The sequence below is a fragment of the Mesorhizobium huakuii genome (genome assembly GCF_030160235.1).
In the GTDB taxonomy this organism is placed as follows: Bacteria; Pseudomonadota; Alphaproteobacteria; order Rhizobiales; family Rhizobiaceae; genus Mesorhizobium; species Mesorhizobium huakuii.
The window spans coordinates 21,921-47,860 of the sequence record NZ_BSNY01000029.1 but is presented as its reverse complement, the minus strand read 5'-3'; the positions used below and the strand labels follow the sequence as shown (position 1 = coordinate 47,860).

The 25,940-nt window shown below is 59.7% G+C and carries 19 protein-coding genes; 7 read left to right on the top strand and 12 right to left on the bottom strand.

Going from position 1 to position 25,940, the window contains the following annotated elements:
- Positions 1-13: 13 nt before the first annotated feature.
- Positions 14-211, bottom strand: coding sequence for a hypothetical protein (locus QQK95_RS33420; protein WP_322791218.1), 198 nt, complete (start codon positions 209-211; stop codon positions 14-16).
- Positions 212-859: 648 nt separating this feature from the next.
- Between QQK95_RS33420 and QQK95_RS15700 the strand changes: the two genes are divergently transcribed.
- From QQK95_RS15700 to QQK95_RS15685, 4 genes are all read left to right on the top strand, one after another.
- Positions 860-3,235: a Lon protease family protein gene (locus QQK95_RS15700; RefSeq protein ID WP_284274197.1), complete on the top strand. Its 2,376-nt coding sequence runs from the start codon at positions 860-862 to the stop codon at positions 3,233-3,235.
- The gene (locus tag QQK95_RS15695; RefSeq protein ID WP_284274195.1) at positions 3,232-4,062 is read left to right on the top strand and encodes a hypothetical protein; all 831 of its coding nucleotides are present in this window, start codon (positions 3,232-3,234) and stop codon (positions 4,060-4,062) included. The genes QQK95_RS15700 and QQK95_RS15695 overlap by 4 nt, the downstream gene beginning before the upstream one ends.
- Before the next feature lie 66 nt (positions 4,063-4,128).
- The gene (locus QQK95_RS15690) at positions 4,129-5,943 is read left to right on the top strand and encodes an adenosylcobalamin-dependent ribonucleoside-diphosphate reductase (protein ID WP_284274194.1); all 1,815 of its coding nucleotides are present in this window, start codon (positions 4,129-4,131) and stop codon (positions 5,941-5,943) included.
- Positions 5,944-6,815: 872 nt separating this feature from the next.
- Positions 6,816-7,271 (top strand): DUF3775 domain-containing protein, encoded by a 456-nt coding sequence (locus QQK95_RS15685; protein WP_284274192.1) that lies wholly within the window; start codon positions 6,816-6,818, stop codon positions 7,269-7,271.
- Between the two features lie 48 nt (positions 7,272-7,319).
- On the opposite strand, the gene QQK95_RS15680 is transcribed toward QQK95_RS15685, so the two are convergent.
- Together QQK95_RS15680 and polX are read right to left on the bottom strand one after the other, a co-directional pair.
- Positions 7,320-8,012 (bottom strand): CBS domain-containing protein, encoded by a 693-nt coding sequence (locus QQK95_RS15680; RefSeq protein ID WP_284274190.1) that lies wholly within the window; start codon positions 8,010-8,012, stop codon positions 7,320-7,322.
- A 48-nt stretch (positions 8,013-8,060) separates the two neighbouring features.
- Complete coding sequence (gene polX, locus QQK95_RS15675) at positions 8,061-9,779, bottom strand: DNA polymerase/3'-5' exonuclease PolX (protein WP_284274189.1); 1,719 nt, start codon at positions 9,777-9,779, stop codon at positions 8,061-8,063.
- A gap of 357 nt (positions 9,780-10,136) precedes the next feature.
- Here polX and QQK95_RS15670 point away from each other — a divergent pair, with 357 nt between their 5' ends.
- Positions 10,137-11,489 (top strand): nicotinate phosphoribosyltransferase, encoded by a 1,353-nt coding sequence (locus tag QQK95_RS15670; RefSeq protein ID WP_284274187.1) that lies wholly within the window; start codon positions 10,137-10,139, stop codon positions 11,487-11,489.
- 361 nt (positions 11,490-11,850) lie between these two features.
- Here QQK95_RS15670 and QQK95_RS15665 read toward each other — a convergent pair whose 3' ends face one another.
- The 4 genes from QQK95_RS15665 to QQK95_RS15650 all read right to left on the bottom strand — a co-directional run bounded on the left by QQK95_RS15665 (position 11,851) and on the right by QQK95_RS15650 (position 15,623).
- Positions 11,851-12,216 carry a LapA family protein gene (locus tag QQK95_RS15665; protein WP_284274185.1) on the bottom strand — a complete coding sequence of 122 codons (366 nt, stop codon included), beginning with the start codon at positions 12,214-12,216 and terminating at the stop codon, positions 11,851-11,853.
- 67 nt (positions 12,217-12,283) lie between these two features.
- Positions 12,284-12,826, bottom strand: coding sequence for an Hsp20/alpha crystallin family protein (locus tag QQK95_RS15660; protein ID WP_284274183.1), 543 nt, complete (start codon positions 12,824-12,826; stop codon positions 12,284-12,286).
- A 337-nt stretch (positions 12,827-13,163) separates the two neighbouring features.
- Entirely contained in the window at positions 13,164-14,900 is a 1,737-nt protein-coding gene (locus QQK95_RS15655; protein ID WP_284274182.1) for a VTT domain-containing protein, read from the bottom strand.
- A gap of 303 nt (positions 14,901-15,203) precedes the next feature.
- Positions 15,204-15,623: a DUF2267 domain-containing protein gene (locus QQK95_RS15650; RefSeq protein ID WP_240565255.1), complete on the bottom strand. Its 420-nt coding sequence runs from the start codon at positions 15,621-15,623 to the stop codon at positions 15,204-15,206.
- 1,221 nt (positions 15,624-16,844) lie between these two features.
- On the opposite strand from QQK95_RS15650, the gene QQK95_RS15645 reads away from it, so the two are divergent.
- Both QQK95_RS15645 and QQK95_RS15640 read left to right on the top strand, forming a co-directional pair.
- Positions 16,845-18,263 carry a sigma-70 family RNA polymerase sigma factor gene (locus QQK95_RS15645; protein ID WP_284274178.1) on the top strand — a complete coding sequence of 473 codons (1,419 nt, stop codon included), beginning with the start codon at positions 16,845-16,847 and terminating at the stop codon, positions 18,261-18,263.
- Between the two features lie 335 nt (positions 18,264-18,598).
- Entirely contained in the window at positions 18,599-21,484 is a 2,886-nt protein-coding gene (locus QQK95_RS15640) for an AMP-binding protein (RefSeq protein WP_284274176.1), read from the top strand.
- Between the two features lie 185 nt (positions 21,485-21,669).
- Here the strand turns inward: QQK95_RS15640 and QQK95_RS15635 are convergent, their stop codons facing one another.
- From QQK95_RS15635 to QQK95_RS15615, 5 genes are all read right to left on the bottom strand, one after another.
- Positions 21,670-22,590, bottom strand: a complete 921-nt coding sequence (locus tag QQK95_RS15635) for a universal stress protein (protein WP_284274174.1) — start codon at positions 22,588-22,590, stop codon at positions 21,670-21,672.
- Positions 22,591-22,866: 276 nt separating this feature from the next.
- Complete coding sequence (locus tag QQK95_RS15630; RefSeq protein WP_284274172.1) at positions 22,867-23,325, bottom strand: pyridoxamine 5'-phosphate oxidase family protein; 459 nt, start codon at positions 23,323-23,325, stop codon at positions 22,867-22,869.
- 152 nt (positions 23,326-23,477) lie between these two features.
- Complete coding sequence (locus QQK95_RS15625; RefSeq protein ID WP_240564830.1) at positions 23,478-23,714, bottom strand: acyl carrier protein; 237 nt, start codon at positions 23,712-23,714, stop codon at positions 23,478-23,480.
- The gene (locus QQK95_RS15620) at positions 23,711-24,958 is read right to left on the bottom strand and encodes a dihydrolipoamide acetyltransferase family protein (RefSeq protein ID WP_284274169.1); all 1,248 of its coding nucleotides are present in this window, start codon (positions 24,956-24,958) and stop codon (positions 23,711-23,713) included. The genes QQK95_RS15625 and QQK95_RS15620 overlap by 4 nt, the downstream gene beginning before the upstream one ends.
- On the bottom strand, positions 24,955-25,926 hold the full coding sequence (locus QQK95_RS15615) for an alpha-ketoacid dehydrogenase subunit beta (protein ID WP_240564837.1): 972 nt from the start codon (positions 25,924-25,926) through the stop codon (positions 24,955-24,957). The genes QQK95_RS15620 and QQK95_RS15615 overlap by 4 nt, the downstream gene beginning before the upstream one ends.
- Positions 25,927-25,940: the final 14 nt, after the last annotated feature.

Here is a 25,940-nt window from a genome sequence, read left to right as displayed (position 1 = left end):
CACAAAGGATCGATTATAGGGGGCACTTTGGCGGTGTGAAATTCTTGAAGCCGAGTCTTGGACAATCGCAGCGTTCATCGAACTTCGAGGGCGGCTCACGACGCTTGCAGTGAGGATTGGTTTTGTATGAATAACCCGGCAAGGCCACATAGCTCGGTTGTACGCAACCAGCGAGAACACATGCCGCCAATGTTAAGGCGAGAACTTTCATGGTTTCCTCCCCGACACCCACAGCGTAGCGTCCTTTGTCTCATTTTGCAGACTTGCCCGATTTGTTCTGGATCAAACTATCGTAGGTTTTCCTATCTCCACTGTGCATGCGGCGTCCCTCTAGACTCGTGTCCCCCGTTTTTGGTGAGGATCGGGGGCGGGTCCAAGCCGAAGGGTGATAAGGGTCGACGCCGAGCCCCTCGGCAGCGGCGGCGCCGGTTGAGTATTTCCCAGAGGGGATCGCCGCGAAGGTGGTTCTCGCGCGAGAGAACGTTGCGCTGGCAAGGCAGGGCAGCAGCGAACTTGCGGCATCCGTAGCAATTAGCAACCTGCAACGCAGGATTTGGCCAGCGCGGTTTGATCAGCCTCAATGTGGAATCCGCGCGAGACGCTATCGAAATTGCCAGGATGTTGAGTCGACGATCTGTGATCTGGCGAAATCGGCAATGGTGGGCTCTGGCTCTGCCCTTGTTCGTGCATCACAGCAATGAAGTAACTCACGAAGATCGGTTAGTGCAATTCCTGCGGATGAAAGCGAGCAGATGTAATGCCTCTAGACAGGTCCGAGTCACCAGTTCAGGCGGGAGCATCGGAAGGTCCAAAGCCGCTTCCGATCAATCGTTTGCGAAGGGTTGCCGATCTATCGGCATTGGCGTTCACCTCGACTGCTGAGCTCGAACCAATCGACGGCTTCCCCGGCCAAGAGCGTGCCCTAGATGCTGTTCGCTTCGGAAGCAGCATCAACAAACCGGGTTTCAATCTGTTCGTTATCGGCTCGACAGCAGCGCGCATGCAGCGCTCGGTGGAGACGATGTTGCAATCCGCAGCGGCGGATAGGGCCGTTCCGCCGGACTGGATCTATGTCAACAATTTTGTCGATCCTCACAAGCCAGTGGCTATAAGGCTTCCGGCGGGGCGGGCGCCTCATTTCCGTGCCGCGATCCATGACCTGATCGAGGATCTCAAGGCAGCGCTTCCGGGCGCTTTCGCAAGCGAGGACTATCAGACGCGGCGCGGCGCCATCGACGAGGCATTCCACAAAAAGCAAGCCGATGCCTTCACCGAATTGCGGGAGAAAGCAGAAAAGAAGGGTCTCATACTCGTTCGAATGCCACTCGGTTTTGCACTGGCCCCGGCCCAGAGGGGAGAGGTTGTTGCGCCCGAGGAATTCCACAAATGGGACGAGGCGAAGCGGCGCGAGGTTGAGGAATCCATCCAATCGCTTGAAATGGAACTTGAACATGTCGTGCGCCAACTGCCATCTTGGGAAAAGGCGCATCGCGACGAGACTCGCAAGCTTAATCGCGACACTGCGAATCTGGCCGTCGGTCAGTCGATCGACGAAGCCAAGACCGGCTTTGCCGACCTGCCCGAAATTGCTGCCCACCTCGAGATGGTGCGAGCGGATCTCGTGGAAAACGTCGGGATGTTCGTCACGAAGGCGGAAGGCGAGGAATCCCCAGCAATTGATGCAAGCCCGGGAGGACCGTTCGATCGTTATGAAGTGAATGTCCTGGTTACGCAAGAAGGGAGGGCACGCGCCGTCCCGATAATAGAAGAATTGCATCCCACCCTCGGCAATCTGACCGGGCGGGTCGAGTACCTTTCGTTGCAAGGGGCGCTGGTTACAAATTTTCGATTGATCAAGGCAGGCGCCATCCACCGCGCCAATGGGGGCTACCTCCTGCTCGATGCCCGCAACCTGCTTCTGGAACCATTCAGTTGGACGGCCCTCAAACGTATTCTCAAGCGAGGCGAAATCGTCATCGAAGACGTCAATCGCTTTCTGGGCCTGACGAGCACAGTCACGTTGGAACCCGACCCCATACCTCTCGACCTCAAGATAGTGCTCTTCGGCGACCGGTTGATCTATTATCTGCTCTTTGCTTACGACCCTGAACTCATCGAACACTTCAAGGTGCTGGCGGATTTTGAGGATGAGTTTGATCGCACGTCAGAGAGCGAGGTCGTGCTTGCCCGCCTCGTCGCCTCGGTCGCCCGCGACGATGCCTTGCGGCCGCTGGATCGCGAGGCGGTCAGTCTCGTAATCGAGCATGCCGCGCGCCTGGCCGATCATTCAGGCAAACTTACGCTCCTCATCGACCAGATCCGCGATCTAATCGTCGAGGCGGACTTCCGCGCTGCGGAGGCCAGCCGCCCCGAGGTATCGCGGCAAGACGTTCAGGGGGCACTTGATGAGCAGGTTCGACGTGCGTCGAGGCTGCGCGACCGCTCACGCGAGGCGATCCTCCAGGATGTTGCGTTTATTGACACGGCAGGCTTACGCGTCGGGCAGATCAACGGCCTCAGCGTCATCGAACTGGGCGGTTTCTGTTTCGGTCGTCCGACGCGGATCACCTGTCGCGTACGGCCCGGGAGCGGACACGTGATCGATATCGAGCGGGAGGCAAAGCTCGGTGGCCCACTCCATTCCAAAGGCGTGTTGATCCTCTCCGGCTTCCTGGCGGGCCGGTATGCAACCGATACCCCGATGTCGCTGTACGCCAGCCTCGTGTTCGAGCAATCCTACGGGTCCGTTGAAGGCGACAGCGCGTCCTCAGCGGAACTCTACGCGCTCTTGTCGGCCTTAGCCGAGGTTCCGCTCAGACAGGATATCGCCGTGACCGGTTCAGTAAATCAGCACGGCGAAATCCAAGCGATCGGCGGAGTCAACGAGAAGATCGAAGGCTTTTTTGATATATGCCGCGCTCGCGGCCTTACAGGGACGCAGGGTGTTGCTATCCCTAAGGCCAACGTCCAGCATCTCATGCTGCGCCAGGACGTCATCGATGCCTGTGCTGAAGGTCGCTTCGCGATCTACCCGATCGCGACGAGTGACGACGGAATTGCCTTGCTGACTGGCCGTCCCGCCGGCGAGCATACGATTGATCAGGCATATTGTGAGGACACCATCAATGGGATGGTCGAACGGCGCCTCAGAGGCTTTGCCAACATCCGCCAGCGCTTCGGCGAGATGGGCTCGCCCGCATCGGCGCCGCCAATATCGCAGAACGATGTGCCATGACTGGGCGCGACCTCCACTTCAGGCGCATTGTCCTTGACCTGTCTGGAAGCGGTCGCAACGCGCAGACAGCCCAGTTCGTGGCCGAACTCGCCGAACTCCTCGACGTCGATTTGCTGGGCCGTTTCGTCGAGGATTCCGACATAGCGAAGCTCGCAGGTTTGCCGTTTGCTCGCGAATTTCGTTTCCTTGAACGCGACTGGCATAGCCTTGCGCAAGAGGACATCATGCATGCCTCAGCGATCGCAGTGGCAGCGGCGCGTCGCATGTTCGAGCGGGCGACCAGTTCGTCCACTGCCAGGCATCATTTCCAGGTTGTTCGGCATGCGGCGTCGGCAAAGATGCGCAGGTGCGATGAGCAGATAGCTGTCATTCACCCACAAGCGCGGCCGGAGGAACCGTTTGAGTTAATGCTCGAGGCAGCGTTTCGCATCGCAGCGGGAGTCCTGATCATGCCGACCAAGATCGTACGAAGAAGCGGTCCGGTCATCGCTGTTGCTGCCGTGCGGGACGATCCGATCGTCGGGCTCGCGCAGCATCTTGCCACCTCGGCAGGAGAAAGGCTCCTCCGGCTTAATTGGCCTTCCGGCATTTCGCCTCCCACGCACAAACGCGAGCTTTTAAGCAATGGCGGCCAAGCTGCCCCAAGGAGGTGGAACTCTGCGATGGCCACCTCCGGGACGTCTGGGTTTCCCTTCGGCGCGCCAAGCGAACGTATTGTCCTTGTCAGTCGTGGGACTTTTGACGACGCGACTCTATCGGCGATTGCCTCCCTCCGGAGAACCCCCGTCTTTGTTGTGGAATTGGATCGAGACGACGCCCCACTGTAAATGTAGGTACATTTGACAGCCAACGAGATGACAGTGACGCCTCACCCGGTTCCAGGCAAGGTCGGCATGAGCGATCCTTTCACGATGGCAGTGTCCCGCTACGTGTGGGAGAGCAAATACCGTCACCGCGCAGGCGAACGGATCATCGACGGGACAGTCGCAGACGGCTGGCAGCGCATCGCACGTGCAGTCGCCCGCGCCGAAGGGGCGGATCGGGGCGCCTGGCAGACCAACTTCCTCGATATCCTGAACCACTTCCGCTTCCTGCCCGGCGGTCGCATTCAGGCTGGGGCGGGAACGGGTCTGCGGGTCACGCTGTTCAATTGCTTCGTTATGGGCGAAATCGAAGATTCCATGGACGGAATCTTTCGTGCGCTCCGCGAAGGTGCCTTGACCATGCAGCAGGGGGGCGGTGTCGGTTACGATTTTTCGACGTTGCGCCCCCGAGGGATGCGTGCGCGCGGCGTCGGCGCGATTGCTTCCGGCCCGGTTTCCTTCATGGCCCTATGGGATGCCATGTGCGCTACTGTATTGTCCACTGGCTCGCGCCGAGGCGCCATGATGGCAACGCTCCGCTGCGATCATCCCGATATCGAAGAATTCATCGCCGCCAAGCAAATTCCAGCCGCGCTACGCCATTTCAACCTCTCGGTCCAGGTGACGGACGCCTTCATGGCGGCGGTGCGCGCGGACGAAATCTGGCCGCTTGTTTTTCCCGTGGCGATAGGGGATTCGGGCGACTTCGTCCTCAGAGAGTGGCCAGGGCATCAAGGTGCGGTGCCTTGTCGTGTACATCGACGCCTCAAAGCGCGCGACCTTTGGCTGACCATCCTTCGTTCGACCTACGATTTTGCCGAGCCAGGCGTTCTATTCATCGATCGGATCAACCGCCTCAACAACCTCAACTATTGCGAACGGATTACAGCAACGAACCCGTGCGGCGAAATTCCCCTGCCGTACTACGGCGCCTGCAATCTCGGGTCGATCAACCTGACGCAGTTCGTCCATGAGCCTTTCGGTCCAAACGCGCGCATCGATGAGGTCGCTCTCGCCAGCACGACGCAAATCGCGACGCGTTTCCTCGACGACGTAACTGACGTGTCGCGTTTTCCGCTTCGCCGGCAGGCCGAAGCGGCGCATCGGACACGTCGGATCGGCCTCGGCGTTACTGGATTGGCGGACGCACTGATAATGCTTGGTCTCGACTACGGAAGGCAAAAGGCCCGTGAAGTTGCAGCTGGGATCATGCGCACCATCTGCCATGCTGCCTATCGCACCTCCGTCGACCTTGCGGCTGAGAAGGGGGCATTTCCATCCTTTCGCAAGGCTGACTATTTGCAGGGTTCCTTCATCGCAGCGCTGCCGACTGGCATCCGAGACGGGATCGCCAGGCATGGCATTCGCAACAGCCATCTGCTGGCGATCGCACCGACAGGATCGATCAGCCTTTTGGCCAACAACGTATCGAGCGGAATTGAACCTGTGTTTGCGGGCGCCTATCAGCGCAACGTGCTGGATGCCAACGGGGCGGTTCGGGCCTTCCAAATGACAGACTACGCCGTTGCTCTTTGGCGGCGAACGAAAGCGAAGAAGCAAGCCCTGCCTCCGGCGTTTCGCTGCGCAACCGATCTCTCTCCGAACGAACACCTGCAGATGCAGGCCGCGCTTCAGCCCTTCGTCGACAATTCGATCTCCAAAACGATCAATGTCGCTGAAGACTGTTCATTCGATGACTTCCGCGGAATCTATGACGCGGCTTATGATCTTGGTCTGAAAGGCTGCACGACGTTTCGGTCGACGCCGGTCCGGGGGTTCGTGTTGGCGACCGCCGAAGGCGTCGAGGCACCCCATTGCTGCACGATCGAACGGGAAGCCGATTGACTGGGCAGCGGGATATTCTTCGATACGCTCCATGTGATTGCGGGCAATGGCTGCTGGAACCAGCATGCTCGCGAAGGGGGGCTTTTTGGTGAAGATCCTCTTCGATTGGACCATATTGGCATTCGAGCAGCCTGCCTTCGTCTTCGAAGCAGTGTCTGCTTGCGTGAGCCGGTGCGATCTCAAGTGTCGCTATGGTCGCTATTTCGCGGAGGTCCTCGCGGTCCAGGTCATCCAGGTGAGTTCCACGTGGCGGAACCATCCTCTCATCGGTTGCGCGCACTGCAGTTATGCGGAATACCGATGGCGAAGCTGCATGTTTAGCTTCAAGCCAGCGGATGAACTGCGCGGGATCGATGTCGACGGGATAGGTCTGCATGGGCAGCGTTCTCTGAAATAATACTGGCGAATTTACCGTTTCGGCTCTCGTTCAAACTCAAAGGCCCAGTAAATGCGAGCCCATGGATTGGCTGTGGACGTTTTTCATTCAAGCAGGACCCGCGCCAATTTGCTTTCGAGCCGGACTTTCCTCCGGGCGTTCGGCAAAGAGTCCGCGGGTCCCTCTGCGTTATGCCCACCGGTAGACTGGTCCATCGACAAATCCGCGCGCCCTGAGGCCCTGAGACGGTTCACTTCCGTACTTCGCCGATGTTCCTCTACACGATGATGTCGTTATTAAACTCGGCACGCACGCCGTGCGCGTTGATGCCGATCAACGAGATAGGCCTTTTTCCGGCGTAACGAGGAATATCCGGACGAGCGAACCTGACTTGACGTGCCTCAAGGACCGACGGTGAGGTGTGGGATTTGCTTAAGCCGAGACGGCCCTGCGCTACTCAGCCGGCGAGGCCCTATCCACAACACAGGAGGATGTCATGCAGGAACAGTCAAGTCAGACGGGGATGCCGGCCGGCGAGGTAGAGCCAGCCCTCACGATTTCACCCGAGAAGGTTTGCTTCATAATCATCAAGATGCGGGAATTCGACGCCAAGGATGAAGTCACCGAGCCGGAGCCTGGGTCAAATCCATCCGATGACAAGGAGACCGCGGTTCTTGAGGACCATGACGATGACTCCGTCGTGGAGGAGCTCACTTCGCTCATCAATTCCCTGTCCGAGGACGAACAGGTTGATCTCGTGGCTTTGGCCTGGCTGGGCCGCGACGACAATTCAGCCAGCGACTGGCCGGTGGTGCGCGAAGAGGCTGCCTCTGCCCACAACGAGCGTACAGCAGACTATCTAATCGGCACGCCGCTGCTCGGAGATTTTCTGGAAGAGGGCCTGTCTATGCTGGGATACTCCTGCCAGGAATTCGAGATGGAACGTCTCTGACGACATCCATGAGAAAAGGCGCCGCGGATTTCGCGCCACTGTCGCCGCTCAAGTCTTGGTCGCCGTGGATGTGATGGTTCGTAGATTGTCAGCCACTCGCTTAACGCCGGGCGCATTCTCCGCCGCGACGCGAACGGCGTCACGCACATGCTCATTCGTCACCGTTCCGTTCAATTCCACAACGCCGTCGCGGACGACAACGTTTATGGCGGGCCTTGGGGCCCACCTCTGTTCTTTGATCTCCTGCAGGATGCCTCTGCGGATGGACAGGTCTTTGACGACCGAACTTGGTGTCTTGTCGATCCGTCGCGATAGAGCCAGCAATAAATCTGCACGGCTCACGATTCCAATTACCTTGCCGTCTCGAACAACCGGCAGGCGCTTGATGCCGTGGCGTTGCATCAGCGCAGCAACCTCGCTCACCGGCGTGTCGATACCAACACTAACGACTTGGGGCGTCATCACATCCCTTACTCTTCGTCCATGGGCGCGCACATACTCTTCCGCCAGTTCCTCGGCGGTGAGCCACAATTCAACCCATCGTGGGCGTTCTGGCTGGGTACCGATCTCTGGCCGTCGCAGGAGATCGCGCTCCGTGACAATTCCGACCAAGGTGCCGCCTTGCTCGATAACCGGCAACCCGCTGATGCGACGGTCCAGCATGATGCGCGCCGCGTCCATGATGGAAGCCTCGGGGCCGACTGTTGACGTGTCCACCGTCATGATGTCACCTGCTTCCATCGTCCTGCCTTCTGCGACCACACGAGACGTCGCCCTTCGATGCCTGGACTAGCGGGCAAACAGCCCTTTGAGCTCCTTCCAGGGGCGGGTGTTGAGGACATCCGATGCCTCAATCCAGCCCCGACGGGCCTGATCGACGCCATAGCGCATGGCGTTCAATCCAACGGTCGAATGCGCGTCGGTCGAGATCGCAAGTTTGACGCCTGCCTCCTTGGCTTGCCTGCAATGGATGTCGTCAAGGTCGAGCCGGGTCGGATGCGCGTTTACTTCAAGAAAGCAGCCATGCTCCTTGGCCGCCTCGATTACTCGATCGAGATCCACCGCATAGCCCGGCCGTTCGCCGAGCAGCCGACCGGTTGGATGGGCCAGGATGTTGAAATAGCGATTGTCCATTGCGCGGAGAATGCGTTGCGTTTGTTCCTCTATGTTGAGCTCAAACCTGAAATGGACGGCGCATACAGTGAAATCGAGGCGTTTTAGGATACCGTCGGGCAGGTCGAGCTTGCCGTCCGCGAGAATGTCGACCTCGCAGGATTTGAGCAGCCGAAAGTCGCCAAACTGGTCATTCATGCGATCGATTTCGTCGAGTTGGGAGCCTAGACGCTTGGCGTCCAGTCCGTGCGCTACGGTGGCGTGCCTGGAATGATCGCTGATGGCGAGATATTCGTAGCCTGAAGCCTTCGCGGCTTCCGCCATTTCTGCCAGGCTGCTCTTGCCATCGGAGGCCTTGGTGTGGGCATGAAGATCGCCGCGAATATCTGAAAGGGCAACGAGGGCGGGTAGCTTCCCAACCTGCGCGGCTTCGATTTCTCCGCGATCTTCGCGCAGCTCCGGTTCGATGAAGGGCAGCCCAGCTGTCCGAAAGACCTCCTCCTCCGTCCGTCCGGCAATCCGCTTCGAGCCCTTGAACACGCCGTATTCGTTAAGCTTCAGACCCTTGGCTTGGGCGAGCTTGCGCACTGCGATGTTGTGCGCCTTGGATCCGGTGAAATAATGAAGGGCCGCTCCGTAGCTCTCTTCGGGGACCACCCGGACATCGACTTGCATGCCCGCTTTCAGGAGGACGGTCGAGCGGGTCGTTCCCTTCGATATGACCTCGGCGATTTCGTCGTATGCGGCAAAGTGATCGATTGCTGCCGGACCCTTCTCGCAAGTGACGAGGATGTCGAGATCGCCGACAGTCTCCTTGCGGCGTCGAAAGCTGCCGGCAACTACCACGCGCTCGATGCCGGGACCAGCCTTGAGATACGTCGTAAGGCCGTTTGCGAAATCTTCAGCAGTGGATATCTTGAAACGCCGCTCCGTCTTGCGATGCTTGCCAATTTCGTCAAGGATCTTTGCCTCGGCCGCGGCGCTGAACCGTGGAAGGTCGCGGATCTTTCCCGTTTTGGCAGCCTTTGCCAAATCATCCAGCGACTTGATGCCAAGCGCTTCGTGCAGCGTGTGCACCCGCTTTGGTCCCAGCCCCGGAATTGCAGTCAACGCCGCCAGCGTCGACGGCGTCCGCGCCTCAACCTCTTCCAGAGCTTGCAAGTGACCTGTGTTGACGAACTCCTCAATCTTGCCTGCAAGGTCCTCGCCGATGCTGGGAAGATCGGACAGTGGCCGACCCTCTGCTAGCATGCCGGGAATGTTCTCCGGCAGATCGTCGATGGTGGCCGCGGCTCGCCGATAGGCGCGTATCCGGAATGGATTGGCCGCTTCGATCTCCAATAGATCGGCCATTCGATTGAGCATCGCAGAAATGTCGGCGTTGTGGATACCCATCGATTAATTATGCCCCTGCAGTACCGGTGCCGCATTGCGACAGATCAAGAATCCATCCCCAGGCCCGGCGCGCCAGCACCCGGTTCAAGCCAGAGCACTTGCGTTTGAAACTTGACGGAGCGCGGGGGGGAGGTTGCAAGAGCGGCTCGCGCGCCAATTACATTCAGGCCTTGATCGAGCTGTAGAGCTCCCCTGCGTACACAGTTCGCCAAGTGCTCAGCCGGTGAATCGCGCTCCCGTCTGTTCAAAAGACCCTTTGGCTGCACTTTTGATACGGATCAACGACGGGCGGTCCTGATCCCGGCTTTGATGAGTGGTCGGTAGACCAACGCTTCTTCCCAGCAAGAGCCCTTGGCAATGTCTGTCTCCGCACTTTTCGCCGATCTGTACGAATTCACGATGCTCGAGGCCTATCATGCTCTTGGCATGGACAAGACTGCCGTCTTCAGTCTGTTCGTGCGCAAGCTTCCGCCACATCGCAATTTCCTGATCGCTTGCGGGCTGGAAACTCTGCTTGACGATATCGATGCCTTCCGCTTTCAAGGCGAAGACATTGCGCATCTTGCATCGCTGCATAGGTTCAGACCGGAATTCCTGTCGTGGCTGAAGACCTTTCGGTTCAGCGGCGATATTTACGCGATGCCCGAAGGCACGCCGGTATTCGCGAATGAGCCGATACTCGAGATCGTGGCGCCAATCGCACAAGGGCAACTGCTTGAAACGCTTGTGCTGAACCAAATCGGATTCCAGACGATGATTGCATCGAAAGCGGCTCGCATCGTCGAGGCGGCGCAAGGCCGTGACGTCGTCGATTTTGGCGGGCGGCGGGCGCATGGCTTGGATGCCGCGATCAAGGGTGCCCGCGCCGCCTTCGTCGCCGGAGTTTCGGCTACTTCGAATGTACAGGCCGCCAGCGAGTATGGTATTCCGGCCGTGGGCACAGTGGCGCACAGCTTCATCCAAGCCTTTCCGAGCGAGATGAAGGCCTTTCGGGCGTTTGCAGACCTGTTCCCGAATACAACGCTCCTCGTTGACACCTATGACACGCTGGCGGGCGTGGAGGCCGTCGCCGCCTTGGCACGGGAGGTCGGGGCGTCATTCGAGATCCAGGCCGTTAGATTGGATTCGGGAAACCTTCTCAAGCTTTCCCGCGGCGCTAGGCAGATTCTGGACGGTGCCGGTCTCGGAAGCGTTCGAATATTCGCGAGCGGAAGCCTCGACGAGTGGAAGATTGACCATCTCGTTGGCGAAGGGGCCCCCATTGATGCTTTCGGGGTTGGCACGAGCATGATGGTGTCAACTGACGCTCCGGCGTTTGATATCGCCTACAAACTGACCGAGTATGACGGCATCGGCCGCATGAAACTCTCCGCCGGCAAGCGCATCCTTCCCGGACGTAAGCAGGTGTTCCGGCATTTTCGTGAGGGCCACGCCGTAGGCGACATAATCGCTCGCAACGGAGAAACTTTGCCGGGCCAACCACTGCTGCAGCTGAAGATGTCCCGAGGCAGACGACATCAGACGCCCCTGCCGCTCGCGCGAAGGAGGGAGAGAACTGCGGAAATGATCGCCGAATTGCCGGAATCAATTCGTCGCATGGAGGTCGTTCGCCCCCCTTACCCTGTTGGGATCAGTGAGAGACTCAACGCATTTGAGGTTCAGTCGCGACGGGTCGCCATTAAAGCTGGCGGACCAAAACCTCTGCGGTGAAACCGAGCGTTCCACTTTGACGATCATCATGGCGTCGGCATCAGCGAATGGATTATTCGATCCACTGTCGCGATTGCTCAATCCCACTGACTGATGTGCGACGGCGGAGCCTGCCGAATCAGGAGCCGCCGTCGACATGGACCAACACCTCACGCGTGGCCGGTCTGACGTTCCTCCATTAGCTCCAGCGCGCGCTCGGCGAGACGACGAAATTCAGCGCCCACGGGAGTCAAACGAGCCAAAGCCCAAGGACGATGTCCGCCCATTCCTCCAGAACGGGAAGGAAGCCGGCGACGGTGTCGCCTCGACAAAAGAAAAGCAGCGCAAGCTTGCCAGTCTTCCACGAGAACAGATTCGTCGCCTAATCTGCGGATCCATCGCGCCGGGGGATACCCAGCAAAAAGGCGAGCGATATCCCAACCGCAATTCCGGCCATTACCGAAGCGATAACGACGACGAAGCGTCGCGTCTGCAAGGTCCAGAAGAGAAATGTCAATTCGATCTGCGTCATGTTCTGAAGCGCAAACAGCACTGCCATTCCAGTCAGCACGAATGCAATCGTGAGCCCCACTTTTCGCATCATATCCCCCCGGCCTGAAACATTGCCGCACTCCAGCGGGCCGGTCTCCGAGTGGGCTGGGCGCAAGATCCCAAAGATTTCGCTTTTGCCCGCCAATGAAGGTGCGCGCACGAATCCGGCGCGCCCCTCCAGCTGAACCTCATCCATCACAGCGGCCCGCCGCGGGTCAGCATCGGACACGCGCTGTGACGAAAAGACAGGCGCCGCCGCACCTTCAAGCGGTCTTTACGGCAATCTGCTTTTCTTGCATGCGCGCTTCGGATGTTTTTGGCAGCGTTACTGTAAGGACGCCGTTCTTGAAGCTCGCGTCGGTCTTGTCTGCGTCCACACTGTCGGGCACCCGGAAGGAGCGGTGAAAGGATCCGTAGCGGCGCTCCGACAGGAAATGGTCGAGCTTCTCGTCACCTTTCGCCTCTTCCTTCTCTCCCTCAATCGTCAGCGTGCCATAAGCGAATCTAACGCTGACCTTTCGAGGATCCAGGCCAGCAAGTTCGGCTGTAAGCCTGTAGCTGTCGGCCGTCTCGACAATGTCGACGGCGGGCACTGTGCCGAAGCCGACGTCTCCTCGCAGATAAGGCTCGACGTCGATTGCCGACCGCCTGAAGGGAACATGCCAATAGCCTCGCAGAAGATCATCGAGCCGGCGGTTGATCTCCGTCCGCAGCCGCTCGACGGGATGCGATCCGCTCTGTACGTTCGCATGCCAGACCACCGGCCCTTTCGTCTGAGGCGGCAATTTTACCCGTGCTTCAAACATCTTTGCCTCTCCCAGTCTGCGCGCGTCGAATTCGCCTGTGGGATAGCCACTTAATACGGTCCGAAGTGTCGAAGCCTTGATTGCGATCAATGAAGTGCAAGAAATGTGCGCGCGGCGGGATCACGCTTCCCGCCCAGCGGCCGTTCAAGCTACTGCGGCCGCGTCGGCGAAATTCGAGCGCTTGATCCAGCCGTCGCGAAAGCCCGGGCGTCTGCGTTTTGGCAGCGATGACGACCTTGCTTTCGCCGCCGCGGATGTCTCCACGGCAGGCTTCTGATATCGATAATCGAGCGATAAACGGTCTTGCCTGTTTGGTGGGAGTTCGGTTCTGCTGTTATCAAGACGATGGCGGATAACGACGGATCAAGGCGTTCTGCTTGCGAATCGCGCGAAGTAATTGGCTCATAGAAGCGGGCGTGAAGCCTCGGTCTCGGTTCTTGGCGCTGATCTGGAATAAGGTTTCCTGGTAAGTGAAGAGCGTGCGGTAGACCTCACCAAGTCCCATGTTCGGATCCCAAACGTGGATGGCCTCCGCACCGGCGCCGTTGATCTCGATGATAGCAAAATCCTGTCCCTGCTGCAGCCGATCGATCGATGCGAACCGAATGTCGTAACGGCCGATGTAGAATTCCGGCATGGCGCGAGAGATCGTGTCGAAGCATCGCTCGAGTTCAGGCGTGATGTAGGCGCTCGCATCGCGATAAAGGCCGCCGACCCTGTTGCTGCCGATGAAGGCCAGGCGGAAGATTTCGCCCGCTGCGGGCACCTGATCCAATTGCTCGCTGGCAAATCCGCGGTGCTGGCTCCTCATGCCGAGGTGAAGTTGGGCCTTCCAATTGGCTCGCGGCTCCTTGTCTACAAGTTCGCGAACCGTGCTGTGACCGTCACCGACGACAAAGGGGAAATAGCGCAGCGTAAGGGAAGGGACGCGGCCATGAGGCTCGTCCGGTTGGCGAAGATAGAAGACGCCAGCTTCCCCGTCATAGTCGATGGTCTTCTGCAGGATAAGGCGCGCGCCACGTGGAAAGCCATCGACATAGGTGTTCAATTCGTCAGCATCCTGAATAAGCCTCACGCCATAGCCGCGCCATCCGATGTCGGGCTTGGCGACGATGGGAAAGTGGAGGCCCACCTCTGACATCTGAAAGAGCGCCGCCTTGACGTCTGCTGCGGCCGGAACATTGGGCCCGCGTACCAGGGATAGGTAGGGAGCCAGCCATTTCCGCTCTTCGCCCTGGATCTGGTCGAGATAGGAGACTTTGGACTCTCCCAATAGCCCCGCAAGCTCGATGTTTGGATTGGCGATCGTCGGCAAGGTGAATGAACGATAGCGAACACCGAGACCGATCCACTGCAAGACCAGTGGCACATAGAACAACGGCGGCGGAATGTGTTCGGCGATGGAGCCGTGTGCGCGCAAGTCCGCCAGGCGCGGCATTCCCCGATGCGTGAACTGACCGAGCCAGCGGACGGCAGAAGCATCAAGGTGAATCTGCTCGAGTAGTGCCCATATCCATCGCGATAGGCGTTGTGTCCACGGCCCCGCAGCAGCGACTACGAGGGCCGCCACAAGGAATACCCGGGCCGACCAACCGACTCGCGTTGCAACGGCTGAACCGAAGGAGACAACGAGCAGAAGAACCAGCGGCGTGTAAAATGCTGCCGTTATGACTGTCGCGCGCGCAAACCGCCAGAAAGGGATACCCAGACCGCCAAAGGCAGCGAAGGTAGGAAACAGGACGCCGGGACCGGGAAAGAGCCGCGCTGCGATCACGAGGGTGAGAAGGTGATCATCCAGCCAGCGCCGTGATCTGATCGCCCTCTCACCTCCAAGCCATCGACGTACGACCGGAAAGTGCCGTGCAGCAGCGCCGAGCCCATAGATGAGCCAGTCACCCGTAACTATGCCGGTAAGGACAATCAACGTGACGGGCAATGCAGATGCCTCATGTTCGATAATAAGATAAGCCGCAGCAAGGATCGCGACGTTTTCGTATGCGATCGCAGTAACGAACAGCGCCAGGTAAGGACCGACGAATCCCGGGACATCAACCGACGAGACGTCGACGTTCACTTTTGTCGCCCTTTCGAATGGCGCTAGGGGTTAGCGAGACCAGATGAGTGTTCGAGCGATCGCAGACTCCGATTGGTGCCGGGGGCTCTGAATGCGCTACCGAGCGGCGTAATCCGACCGCGGTCACGTTGTTCGAACTCGCTGATGCGTAGAGCCCGCCGTCCGCACGAAGAATTCGAATCCGCGCTGGTGAAGCACTCGCCAAGTCGAGGACAAACTGCGCGTGTCGAGGGCGTTATCGATCGGTCCGCTTCCAGCTTGCTTCTGATGCGCCCGTGGCTTTTGCTTCATGGGGCCTGCCGATCAGCTTGGCCAGAAATGATGCAATGATCTGGGTGTCGCGGCCTTGGCACCCTCTAGCTCCGCAGGCGAGAGTCGGGATGCAAGAAGTGCGAGCACCGCATGGGCAACCTGCTCCGGATCTACGGCTGGATCGCGGTGCACGCCGTCATGGATGCGGTCGAGAAACGCGCTACGACTCAACGCAGCTCTGCGTCCGCCGGGATGCCATCCCTCGTAGTAGAAGCCACGCAGAAGGGGCGGCAGCTGTGCACCCAAATAGACCGCCTCGTTGCGCCCCAGGCAATCTCGTAGCGCATGCAAGGCCGCGAGCAGAGCCGTATACACGCGCTCCTGGTCATGCCAGCCGAGGCGTTGCGTCAGTTCATTAATCCAAGTCTGGGCTGTCTGCACCGCGGTGCTGAAATCTTTCGCGACTGTCATTGCCGGATTCGCATCCCAAGTGTTTCAAGAGCAAGGCCTCACTGATGCACTCATAAGATTGGGATCACTGTCTGTCGTTGAGCAGGATCAATCCAGGCAGTTCTCGTCCGTGAGGTTCTATCCAATCCAGGTCGACTCGCCACGGAGGGATCCGGCCGCGCAAGAAGTGCCAACGAAATGATGGCACTTTGCGTAACTCGATTTCTTTGGTCTCCTCACTCTCAAATGGAAGAGCGATCGCATGCGCGGTGTCCTTCAAGGCCTAAACAGGATGGACGTAAGCGATCCGAGGGCGCGGTCAGACAAGACGTCGGCGTCACCCTGGTGCGCGCCACGGCGGATCACGCCGTCGGCGAGACCGAGTTCGAGGTCCAGGATGGCGTCGTTACGCTGAACGGTCACTCCCGGGCCTTACGTCGAAACGCCTCGCCGGCTTGCTGGCCTGGTGGATGCCCGGCAGCCCGGATGTGATCAACAGAATCGAAACTGCTCCGCTGGAGGACGACGCTCCTGTCCTTATCGAGGAGGCTGTCTGGATTGCGCTTGAAAAGGACGCTCTCGTCGATGCTGCCCAAATTCGCGTTGGCGTGCGAGGCCGGGTCGTCCGCCTTATCCGGCTTGTCAGATCGGAAGCGGTTCGTGGCGCAGCCGAAGCCGACGCCTGGTACGTGTTCGGGTCGACAGCGCCCTGAACGAGATTGAGGTCGGAGCCTCTTAGGCCTCCATGGCGCTCTTGGGGTCCACGAAATGGAGGCGGTGATAAGGCTTTCTATTAGAGAAGCCTGAAGCAGCTTGATTTCTCTGCACCCGGCCACCATTTTCCAGCTAACTATCGCGCCACAAGCAGTGCCAGGCGGCGGCAAAGTCGCCGTTCTCCAAGATCGTCCGCGATGCTGGCCCGAAGGAGGCTCGGTCCCACGAGTGAGGCCTCCGAAGCGGCCCATTCGCCTGTCCGCGCTGTTCGATCTCGGCGCATACCAAAGGAATGCATCCATGCACGGGTTGCTTGATTCTCCAGTCCGCGAGGACGGGGATCAAATGCTGGTTGAATTGGATTGCGCTGCGCACAGACCGGTGCACCGCGAAGGGAATGCCTTGCCGTCTGAAATCCGGACCGAAGTCGGTCGTTTCGAGCGGCCAAAGCCGAGCATGCGCGCCCCCTCTCCGTCAGAAGAGACCGCCGTGAGGGGACCAGCGTCCGGGAACGGCAGGGCGACCAGTTTGAAGGCGCAAGAGTCGAGGAAGGACGCCCCCAATCACGACGCCATGCGCGCCTATCGCGTTGAAACCAGCAAGGGCAAGCGGCTTTCGCGCGAGGAGGAGGTCGCGCTCGCCAAGCGGATCGAGACGGCGCAGCATGCAGTTGTCACGGGGCTGTGCAATGTTCCGATGCTCGTCGAGCGCGTCGCGGCCTGGGCGCGGGAAGCAGCCACTGGGCTGCTGCGCCTCAATGATCTTGTCGATATGTCGCAGGCTGTAGATGCCGAGGCCCGACCCGTTCCTGAAAGCCATGGGAGAGAGGCAGTCGGCTCGCTGACCGAAGACGAAGATGCCGGACCAGCCGCGGACTCACAGCTTGCGCCTGTTCTTGCGGGGCGTCTGGACGAACTTGGACATCTCGCCGCCGAAATTGCCGGCTTGAACCAGGAGCGGATCACTGCCGTTTCGCGCGGACGCGACCTCGCCGAGGAACTCCGCATCCGGCTGCAGCAACTCGTCTCCAGCTTTGCGGTCGCTTTGGTCGCGCTGCCGCTGCGGCCCGATCGTGTTTCGCAGCTCATCGAGATCTTGGAGGATGAGCAGAAGACGTTTCGCGGCAACGAGGACGAAATCGCTCGGCTTGGCCGGGTGGGCCTTCCGGCTTCAGAATTCAGGCATGTCGCCGCCGACATCCGGAAGGCGCGGCGAAAGCTCGAGGCAGCGCGCGAAGAAATGCTCATATCGCAGCTGCGTTTGGTGATCCAGATTGCCAGGAGCTATCAGGGCAAGAGTTCGCTCGAACCTCTCGATCTGATCCAAGAAGGCAATATGGGCCTCATGCACGCAATCGAGAAGTTCGACTATCGCCGGGGATTCAGACTCTCCACCTATGCCGGATGGTGGATTCGCCAGTCGATCGCGCGCGCGATTGCCGACAAGGGGCGCACGATCCGAGTACCGGTGCATATGAACGATACCGCGAGGCGGGTTCAGCGGATAAGGCATATGCTCCACCAGGAGGCGGGTCACGAGCCGAAACCGGAAGAAATCGCTCTCCGCGCTGGAATGCCGGTTGCGCGTATAGAGCAGGTGCTGTCATTGGTTCAGGAACCCACGTCGCTCGATCTTCCGGTTGGCGAAGACGGCGATGCAACTCTGGGCGACCTGATTGAATCGCGCGACGCGGTCGATCCGCAGGAGGCGGCGGAAGCGAGCGCGCTGAAGCGATCGATCGCCGAGGCGATCGCCGAACTGCCCTCGCGCGAGCAGCGTATCCTGCAGATGCGGTTCGGCATTAACGGCGACGAGCACACGCTGGAGGAGGTTGGCAAGGTATTCGGCGTAACCCGCGAGCGAATCCGCCAGCTCGAAGCGAGAGCGCTTCAGAAGATCCGCGATTCCCGGCGGGCACGCAAACTCGCTGGCTTCATAGGGTCCTGACCAACCACGTCCAAACAAGCGGCCCGCGGCGCTCGGCAGTGATGAGGTTCGATGGATGCCTGGGGGCAGCATTCCGCCGACTGGGCGCCCCACGGAGGGTGCCCTCCACGGAGCTGCTCGCAGCAGACCTCGCAGGAACTGGATGGCGACAGGTCGCCATTATGACGAAAAGGCCACTCTCACGTTTGATGGTTCACGCCAAAGAGGTGGGCGCACAAGACCTATTCATCTTCATCCCGAAGCCAGCAGGGCGGCTAGCCTTTGTGGACACTGGACGAGGCGAACGATTGACCGGCATCAAAATCTATTCGACATGGGGGGCTATTCTTTGACCTATGTCGAAGCACCTTGAGCAATCGGACCCACCTGCCGGGGCTGCAGAGCAGGAGGCGCGCGAACGCGATCTGATCGGGGTCGTTTCGGAACTTGTGCGCGAACTGCATCCTCAGCGGATCAGGTTCATTAGTATCGCTCCGTCAAGCCGGATTGAGCGCGATCTCGGGATTGACAGCCTGGGTCGAACCGAGCTGATACTGCGGATCGAGCGTGCATTCCGGGTACGACTACCTGCTCAAACCATTGGCGAGGCCGAAACCGTCCGTGACCTTTTACGGGCGCTGGAACAGGCCGGACCTGAGTGTGAACGGATTGCTTTCGAAACCCCGCCGGTTTCTGCACTTCCTTCCGTTCCGGCGGCGATAGAAGCGCGGACACTGGTCGAAGTTCTCGAGTGGCATGTTGCGCGGCATCCGGACCGTTTGCACGTAACGGTGCTGCAGGACGAGGTGACGGTTCTTGGCGCTCTTACCTATCGTGAGCTCGCAGCCAGGGCGCGCAACATCGCGAGCGGTTTGATTGCTCGTGATGTTGCGGCAGGGGATCGCGTTGCGTTGATGCTTCCGACCTGCATCGATTTTTTCGCAGCGTTCTTCGGCATCCTCTATGCCGGCGCCATTCCGGTGCCGATCTATCCACCAATGAGGCTTTCGCAGCTCGAGGAGCATTTGCGCCGGCAGACGGGTATTCTACGCAATGCCGGTGCGTGCCTGCTCATTACAATGCCGGAGGGGCGGAAGCTCGCCGGACTGCTTGGCGCGCTAGTGGACACGTTGAATAGAGTCGAAAGCGTTGGAGAGCTAGACACATCGCCGCCACTCGTCGATCTGCCGCGGCCGAGTGCCTCCGATTCCATCGCGCTCATCCAATATACGTCTGGCAGCACCGGGGACCCGAAAGGTGTAGTGCTCAGTCACGCGAACCTGCTTGCCAATATCCGCGCGATGGGTGGGGTCATGCAAGCGAGTTCGACCGACGTCTTCGTCAGCTGGCTGCCACTTTATCACGATATGGGTCTGATTGGCGCCTGGCTTGGCTGCCTCCATTATGCTGCTCCGCTCTATGCGATGTCACCGTTGAGCTTTCTGGTACGACCGGAGGCTTGGCTCTGGGCGATCCATCGCTTTCGAGCCACCTTCTCCGCCTCGCCCAACTTCGGGTTCGAATTGTGCCTCAACAAGGTTGCCGATGCTGACCTCAAGGACCTCGATCTCAGCTCATTGCGTATGGTCGCGAATGGCGCAGAGCCGGTAAGAGTGGAGACATTACGTCGTTTCATCGAGCGGTTCGGCCGCTTTGGCTTTCCTCCACAGGCGATGGCACCAGTCTACGGCCTTGCCGAGAGCTCGGTCGGGTTGGCTTTTCCGCCGCTCGGCCGCCTGCCTGTTGTTGATCGTGTCAAACGTGATCGACTGAGCACTCACGGAGTGGCAGAGCCCGCCAAAGCAGACGACACCAAGCCACTCGAAATCGTGGCCTGTGGCCAACCGCTGCCCGGCCACGAAATTCGGATTGTTGATGAAGCGGGCTACGAACTCGGCGAACGGCGGGAAGGGAGGATCGAGTTCCGCGGGCCGTCGACGACCGGCGGCTATTTCCGCAGTGAGACAAAGACCCGTGAGCTCTTTCGTGATGGGTGGCTTGATAGCGGCGATCGCGGGTATATGGCCAAGGGAGATGTCTATGTCACTGGCCGCGTCAAGGACATCATTATTCGCGCCGGCCGGCATCTCTATCCGCAGGAGATCGAAGAGGCAGTCGCCGGTATTCCTGGGATCCGCAAGGGCGGGGTCGCGGTATTTGGCGCGACCGATCGGATCTCGGGTACCGAGCGTGTAGTTGTGCTGGCCGAAACGCGCGAGTCCGACCCGGCTGCTCGGGTGGCGCTTCAGGCGCGAGCGTTCGAGATCACGACCGACATCGCCGGCACGCCACCCGATGAAATCGTCCTGGCACCGCCACGCACGGTACCAAAGACATCAAGCGGTAAGATCCGCCGCGGTGCGGCAAAGGAGCTTTATGAAACCGGCGCCATTGGGTTGGCTCAACGCACCCTATGGCTGCAACTGCTGCGCCTGACGTTGTCGGGGGTCGGTCCGCAGGCACGGCGCTTGGCGCGACTGGCGCGCGAGGTCTTATATGCGGCCCGCTGGTGGGTGGTGCTTGGCGGTGCATTCCTGTTGGGGGGCTTCGCCGTCATCGTCCTCCCGAGCCTCGCCTGGCGCTGGTCTGCGCTCAGAGGGATTGGCCGCGCGACCCTTGCGGCAATGGGTGTCCCCGTCTCGATCACCGGAATCGAGCGAATTCCAGACCGAGATGCGATGCTGGTTTTCAATCACTCCAGTTATATGGACGCGCTTGTACTTGCTGCGATTCTCCCAGGCGAACCAGCGATCGTCGCCAAGAGAGAGCTGGCTGGACAGCTCATTGCGGGCCCCCTCCTGCGGCGCCTGGGCATTCCGTTTGTCGAGCGTTATGACGTCTCCAGTAGCCTGACGGATACAGAAGCGCTGATCGCTCTCGCGCGCCACGGCCGTATCTTGGTCTTCTTTCCGGAGGGTTCATTCACCCGAAGGGCCGGGCTCTCGGGGTTTTATCTTGGCGCGTTCAAGGTCGCTGCAGAAGCGAACCTACCCATCCTGCCTGGCGTCATTTGCGGAACACGATCGATGCTTCGAAGCGACCAATGGTTCCCCAGATACGCTGCGATCAGTGTCGAGATCGCTGAGCCGGTTGCGCCATCCGGTACTGATTTCGCGTCCGTGCTGCGACTGCGGGAATCTGTGCGCAGCGCCATGTTGTCTCGCTGCGGGGAACCTGATCTCGAAGAATTGATCAAACCCGAACCGTCGCAAGCCGCAAGCGACTCTCCAATGCGTCGTTGATGCAGATCGAAGCAACAGCGCGCGCATCACCACCTGACGCCTTGGCGCTCAGCTGCCGAGGGTGGTTCGACGTCCCCATTTCGGAGGAAGGCGCATTGCGGCAAAGTCAACGGACGGTTGCGGCTTTGGAGGCTGCCACTGCGCCGAACGAGTCTCATATGGGGCTTTGTTCACAGCGACAGAAGTCAGTTGGAAAACAGCCGGTTGACCGAGCCTTCTTCAATTAGGGAGCGAGTCATGCCGCCAAAGGCCCATTCACGGACGCGGCTGTGACCGTAGCCGCCCGCGACCACAAGTTCGGCGCCCATTCCACGAGCAAGCTCGGCTATTGCTTCGCCAGCGTCCGCATGGCCCACACCCAGCACTTCAGATCTCGCCTTGACGCCGTGTCTCATCAGGAACCGGATGACGTCGCTGATATTTTCGCGCGCGTTTCTCTGGTTCTGCTCCTCGATCGTCGCCACGAGCACATCCTGTGCATTGGTCAAAAAGGGCATGGCATCGGCGACCGCCCGCCGAGCCTCGCGAGCGTCCTTCCATGCGACCACTACCTTCGTGGTGTCGAGCGGAGCGAGCTTGTCCGCGGCAAGCAAAACAGGACGTCCGGCCGACAGGATCAACGTTCCGATATCCACCACCCGGCGATGGTCGTCGGCAGCACTTGGGGTCGGCGCTCCAGTTACTATGAGGTCTGCAGCGCGCGCATGCGTAGCCAGGAGACCTGTCGGATCGCCGATCTCTTCACGCCACGACGCATCGTCTCCGACGATGCTCAGGAACTCCTGCTTCAGGGTCTTAAGGTGTTCCTCGATCTCTTCGCTGCGCTGACGAATGATCTCCGCCGCCGCCAAGTCACCGTGCATCCCCGGAACAAACACGTACGGATCGGCTGCCGCAAAACCGATCAGTGTGGCTTCGAACTGTCTGGCCAGTTTCAGGGCAAAACTCGCTCGCTGAGCTGCCGGAGAATCCACATCGAGCTGAACCATTATAGTATTGAAGCCCATTTCAGTGCCTCCTCTGGAACGTGCAGCAGGGTCGCCGGGAAGCCAGAGCTGCGCCTTGATGCTCGTCAAACTCCTGATTGTGGGCATCGACACTTTCATAGCGCTTCCCTTGGCCGGTCACGGCACCATTGGCCCGCCAATCCGAGTCCTGCCAATTCTCAGCAAGTGCGCCGCAAGGCTAGGGGACCCGTGGGCTAAGAAATCCTTCCAGCCGGTCGAAGGTCACGATAGCCTGTGACGAAACTTTGGTTCTTGCGGTTCAGAGGACCGCCGAATGCGAATGCATGGTGCGACATTGCATTATCTTCCGACCGCCCTCCCGGATCTCATACCGCCGCGAATCTTGTTCGGCGCCGTATATCACCCCGCCCGATGCTAGGTAACTGCTGATTCCGTTGCTTCGCGCCCCGACAGCTCTTTGACGACAATCCGGAAAAATACGTGAGGCGAGTGGTGCGATAGCGCAGGTGTCACCGGTTTGAGTGCCCCCGGCTCCCACCAGTCAAAATGCCTGCTGAGCATCGCCCACGCATGGCCTCGTTCCTCCTTGTAGCCAGTTCGATCCGGCAGCTCCTCGTAAAGACCATCGACAATCACGCTTCTCCAGTCCCGCTCTTCGCCCCGTTCGTTCACTTGAAGCGACACTTTTGGATTGCTTCGCATCCACTCGATTTTCTTGCCAGGCATCGAAAAAGCATAAAGATGGTTCTCCGCGTAGGCATAATAGATCGGCACCACGTAAGGCTGCGCGTCTCTGCTGCACGCCAGGGCGGCAAGCCGATTGGCCGTCAACACCTTCGTACATTCCAGTGCAGATAGTGTGCGGATCAACATTCGTTTGGCCTCTTGCACCTATGGCCTCGTCTTCCGCCCGCCGCTCATTGCGTCTGGCCACCGCGTTTCGGGCCGCATGTCGCGATCTTGATTGTCGTTTCGGCCATCGTTCGCATCGCCTGTTATTGACACCTTCCGCATCTGCCTCGGCGTCATTGACTTAGATACGCAGCCACTCCATTCAGAGTGAACAGTTTTGGATAGTCGGCCTCCGGGATTTCGATTTCCGTGCGCTGGTGCAGGGCTATGACAAAATTGAGAAAATCCATTGAATCGATGTCGAGTGCTTCTCGGATATCCTCGTGACCTGCAAGTGCGGAGGGATCCGTCTCGGGCGCTATGCTGGAGAGAATGTCCAGCGCAAGCTGTCGAATCTCGGCCTTGGTCATAATTTGAGAGGCTCCTGAAGCAGGCGGTCGACGGCGGCGAGGAACAGCCCGCCGGCATGTCCGTCGCTGGCGCGGTGGTCGGCTGAGAGCGAGGACACCACTATGGGCCGCGCGGTCACTTTGCCACCAGTGACCCATGGGCGCACGGAAATACGACCAAAACCCAAGGTCGCCACCTGAGGGGGATAAATCACACCGATCACGCAATCGGCGCCGCGTTCGCCGAGGCTGGTTACAGTAAATGACGGATTGGTCATCTCGGAGCTGCGCAGGCCGCCACCACGTGCACGTGCCACGAGGTCGCGCAGCGCGATCATCAGCTCCGGTAGAGTCATAGTGTCGACATCGTGAACGGCCGGCGCGATCAGCCCGCCACCTCTCAAAGACACTGCCCAGCCGATATGTATTCCGCTTCCTGGCCTAAACCGACCATTCTCCCAAAAGCCGTTGAGCTGCGGTACCTCGCGCAGCGCCAGGGCAGTGGCCTTCAGGAACAAAGTGGCGGGCAGCAGACGCTGATCTGGCAGCCGCTCCGTGTTGAACGTCTCAAGCCAGGACAATGAGGGGCCCATGTCGATGGTAGTGGTGAGGTAGTAGTGTGGGATCTCGCGCTTCGAACGTGACATCGCCGCCGCAATTGCCTGGCGCATCTGCAGGGGATCGAAACCACGCCCCGGCCTTGTCGGTCCTGCTGGTGCTTCCGGGCCGACGTGCGAAGCTGAGGCCCGCTCCACATCGGCAAAGGTCACCGAGTCGTCGATGCCGGTGCCCTTAAGTGTGTAGGGATCGATGCCAAGTTCAGCCGCCCGGCGCCTGGCGGCAGGTGTCACCTTGGCATGCGCCCTTGATCCAGGCCCCATTGGGGACACCTTCTGTGCCACTTTGGCCGGCTTTCCAGAGGCGGAAAGAGCTTCGGGTGAGGGCGGTGCAGCCAACGCTACTTCAGGGGCTTTCTCTGCAGCAACGGGGTTTGCCGGAGCGCGGAGGGTTCCGAGGGCTGGTGCCTTGTCTGAAGGCGCGAGTCGTGCCAGCACTGCGCCAACCGGGACCTCTTGGCCTTCGACGGCACACAAATCCGCAATCACCCCTTCTTGGAATATGTCGACCTCAAAGGCCCCCTTGTGAGTTTCCACGATGGCAATCACGTCGCCTTTTCTGACCTTGCTGCCAGGCTTGACCAGCCACTCAACGAGCTTGCCGCGCTCCATGTCGGCTCCGAGCGATGGCATGAGGAAATCGCTCATCGGCTTCCAATCAGAGTTCGAGCGCTTTCAATAATGGCAGACGTCTGCGGCAAGGCAGCTTCTTCCATGTGCCGGGAATAGGGAATGGGGACTTCGCGGCTGCAGATCCGGCGGATCGGTGCGTCAAGCTCGAAGAACAGATTCTCCGAAAGGCGCGCGGCAATCTCGGCGGAAATCGAGCCGCTCTTCCAGCCTTCGTCGACAATGATGCAGCGCCGTGTGCGGGTGACGGACTCGAAGATTGTCGCATTGTCGAGTGGGCGCAAAACGCGAATGTCGACAACCTCTGCCTCAATACCCTCCTTGGCAAGCGTGTCGGCCGCAGCCAAGGCCTTGGGCAGGCTGTTGCCGTAGGCCAGCACACTGACATCGCGTCCCGGCCGCCGGATTTTTGCGGAACCAATGTCCACCGACTCGACCGCCGGATCGAGTTCATCCTCGACGTTGTAAAGCACGATATGCTCGAAGATCAGCACCGGATTGGGATCTGCCAACGCTGATCTCAGCATATGTCGCGCATCCTCGACGGTGCCCGGCGCCAACACCTTGAGGCCGGGAATATGGGCATACCAGCCCTCCAGGCTGTGAGAATGCTGGGCTGCGAGTTGGCGCCCGGCGCCCGTCGCCATGCGGATGACCAGCGGAACGGCAAACTGCCCGCCCGACATATGCGCGATCGAAGCGGCGTTGTTGAGAAGCTGGTCGAGTGCGAGCAAGCTGAAATTGCATGTCATGATTTCGACGATCGGGTGCATTCCCGCGATCGCCGCACCAATCCCGGCACCGACAAAAGCACTCTCCGACAGCGGCGTATCGCGGATACGACGCGGACCGAACTCGTCGAGCAGTCCCTTGGTGACGGCGTAACAGCCGCCGTAGAGGCCGACATCTTCGCCCATGAGGAAGGTGCGCGGATCGTTGGTCAACGCGTCTCGGATCGCCTGGCGGCACGCCTCTCGGTAGGACATTCGAACAGGTTTCG

What these genes read in the sequence shown, in the direction of transcription:
- QQK95_RS15660 (WP_284274183.1), bottom strand. Translation starts at nt 12,826, where the DNA reads ATGTTTGAAGCACGGGTAAAATTGCCGCCTCAGACGAAAGGGCCGGTG.
- QQK95_RS15695 (WP_284274195.1), top strand. Translation starts at nt 3,232, where the DNA reads ATGACTGGGCGCGACCTCCACTTCAGGCGCATTGTCCTTGACCTGTCT.
- QQK95_RS15620 (WP_284274169.1), bottom strand. Translation starts at nt 24,958, where the DNA reads ATGAGCGATTTCCTCATGCCATCGCTCGGAGCCGACATGGAGCGCGGC.
- polX (WP_284274189.1), bottom strand. Translation starts at nt 9,779, where the DNA reads ATGGGTATCCACAACGCCGACATTTCTGCGATGCTCAATCGAATGGCC.
- QQK95_RS15635 (WP_284274174.1), bottom strand. Translation starts at nt 22,590, where the DNA reads ATGAAAGTGTCGATGCCCACAATCAGGAGTTTGACGAGCATCAAGGCG.
- QQK95_RS15630 (WP_284274172.1), bottom strand. Translation starts at nt 23,325, where the DNA reads ATGTTGATCCGCACACTATCTGCACTGGAATGTACGAAGGTGTTGACG.
- QQK95_RS15615 (WP_240564837.1), bottom strand. Translation starts at nt 25,926, where the DNA reads ATGTCCTACCGAGAGGCGTGCCGCCAGGCGATCCGAGACGCGTTGACC.
- QQK95_RS15665 (WP_284274185.1), bottom strand. Translation starts at nt 12,216, where the DNA reads ATGGATGAGGTTCAGCTGGAGGGGCGCGCCGGATTCGTGCGCGCACCT.
- QQK95_RS33420 (WP_322791218.1), bottom strand. Translation starts at nt 211, where the DNA reads ATGAAAGTTCTCGCCTTAACATTGGCGGCATGTGTTCTCGCTGGTTGC.
- QQK95_RS15690 (WP_284274194.1), top strand. Translation starts at nt 4,129, where the DNA reads ATGAGCGATCCTTTCACGATGGCAGTGTCCCGCTACGTGTGGGAGAGC.
- QQK95_RS15640 (WP_284274176.1), top strand. Translation starts at nt 18,599, where the DNA reads ATGTCGAAGCACCTTGAGCAATCGGACCCACCTGCCGGGGCTGCAGAG.
- QQK95_RS15650 (WP_240565255.1), bottom strand. Translation starts at nt 15,623, where the DNA reads ATGACAGTCGCGAAAGATTTCAGCACCGCGGTGCAGACAGCCCAGACT.
- QQK95_RS15685 (WP_284274192.1), top strand. Translation starts at nt 6,816, where the DNA reads ATGCAGGAACAGTCAAGTCAGACGGGGATGCCGGCCGGCGAGGTAGAG.
- QQK95_RS15670 (WP_284274187.1), top strand. Translation starts at nt 10,137, where the DNA reads ATGTCTGTCTCCGCACTTTTCGCCGATCTGTACGAATTCACGATGCTC.
- QQK95_RS15680 (WP_284274190.1), bottom strand. Translation starts at nt 8,012, where the DNA reads ATGGAAGCAGGTGACATCATGACGGTGGACACGTCAACAGTCGGCCCC.
- QQK95_RS15625 (WP_240564830.1), bottom strand. Translation starts at nt 23,714, where the DNA reads ATGACCAAGGCCGAGATTCGACAGCTTGCGCTGGACATTCTCTCCAGC.